Below are 1,253 nucleotides of genomic sequence, written 5' to 3'. Positions count from 1 at the left end.
ACTCAGGCACGGCGGGACGCTCGGGCCTGGTGCCAGCATCACCGAGTGCCGGAGGACCTCACTGACTGCGTGCTTCTCATCGTCTCTGAGATGTGCGCGAACGCCATCCTGTACGGCGGCTCGGACACCATCGGGGTACGGGCGTGGCTACCGTCCTTCGACGTACTTCGTATTGAGGTCGCCGACTACACCCCATCCCAGCCTCCCGCGGTGCAGCACCCGTCCGCCGACAGTGAGAACGGCCGCGGCCTGTTCCTCGTCGACGCTGTGACGAAGGAGGCGGGCGGCGGCTGGGGATTCAGCGCAGACGGCACCCGCGCCTGGTGCACGCTCCCCTTGTCCACGGCAGCAGCTTGTTCGGGCCCTGCCGCTCCGGAACCGGAGCGCTGCTTCTCGCCCTGAACTCCTCACCCCAAAAGACCCGGTAAGTCGCTACGCCCACCCCTAACCCTCAAGGCCTCCCCCATGCCTGATTCCTTAGCGTCCGGTGCCGCATACGCGCGCTTCGCCCCCAACGGCGCCCCCGATGACATGCGCCTGATTGTCAGCCCGGTCGGTGCTGACACCGAGCTGCGGAACGCTCTCCAAGATCTGCGGCTGGGGCGCTACCACGCAGCCCGTGAGCTGCTCGAAATGACGGGCCGTGAGTGGGGGCTGCGGACGAGTCGCAGCAACCTTGCTTGTGTCCGAGGGGGGACTTGAACTCTCCACTCGGGCACCAGCCCATTATTGATCTGACCTGCGAAAACACGCCTCACTAGCCGCTTTGGAGGCCGTGGAGGTTGGTCATGCTCACCTGCTGTTTCTGCCCGTTCCTGGCCGCTGTTGGTCAGGCGTTGGTCACGTGTCCAACCCGTTCACGGACGATCCTCACTCAGTCCAACGATGCCAATGCACCAGCTATCAGGGAACGCGCCGCAGCTCCCCGTGCGGCCCCTTGCGCAAGCCGCTCGAAGGCTCGGGCGTACAGTTCGACCTGGCTGGGCTGTGTGAGGGTGGAAGCAGCATCCAGCGTGTCCGCGTGCACCCTGGTGTCGTCGAAGATCGTGAAGGTCGGCATGGGCCACACAGTCCGTTGCTCGGAGAACGGCACGATGCCTACGGCGACGTTTTGAAGATCCATGACGCCGAGCAGGTGGCCAAGTTGTGCCGCCATGGTCTCGGCGCTGCACAGCCGGTACCGCAACACCGCCGCCATGGGATTCGGCCATGCGGGAGTGGTACGCAGCCTGCTGGGCGCCGGACTCGAACTC

2 protein-coding genes are annotated in these 1,253 nt (G+C 65.4%); one reads left to right on the top strand and one right to left on the bottom strand.

What is annotated here, in order from left to right; translation table 11 throughout:
- On the top strand, positions 1-402 hold a 402-nt coding region (locus ABZ646_RS46915; RefSeq protein ID WP_360533991.1), incomplete at its 5' end, for an ATP-binding protein.
- A 472-nt stretch (positions 403-874) separates the two neighbouring features.
- Here ABZ646_RS46915 and ABZ646_RS46910 read toward each other — a convergent pair.
- Positions 875-1,253 (bottom strand): Scr1 family TA system antitoxin-like transcriptional regulator (locus tag ABZ646_RS46910; protein ID WP_360533988.1); only part of this gene is annotated, 379 nt, incomplete at its 5' end.

Source organism: Streptomyces sp. NPDC007162 (assembly GCF_040634175.1).
In the GTDB taxonomy this organism is placed as follows: domain Bacteria; phylum Actinomycetota; class Actinomycetes; order Streptomycetales; family Streptomycetaceae; genus Streptomyces.
Note: the sequence above shows the minus strand (reverse complement) of the source record. Positions and strands in the feature narration are given on the sequence as shown.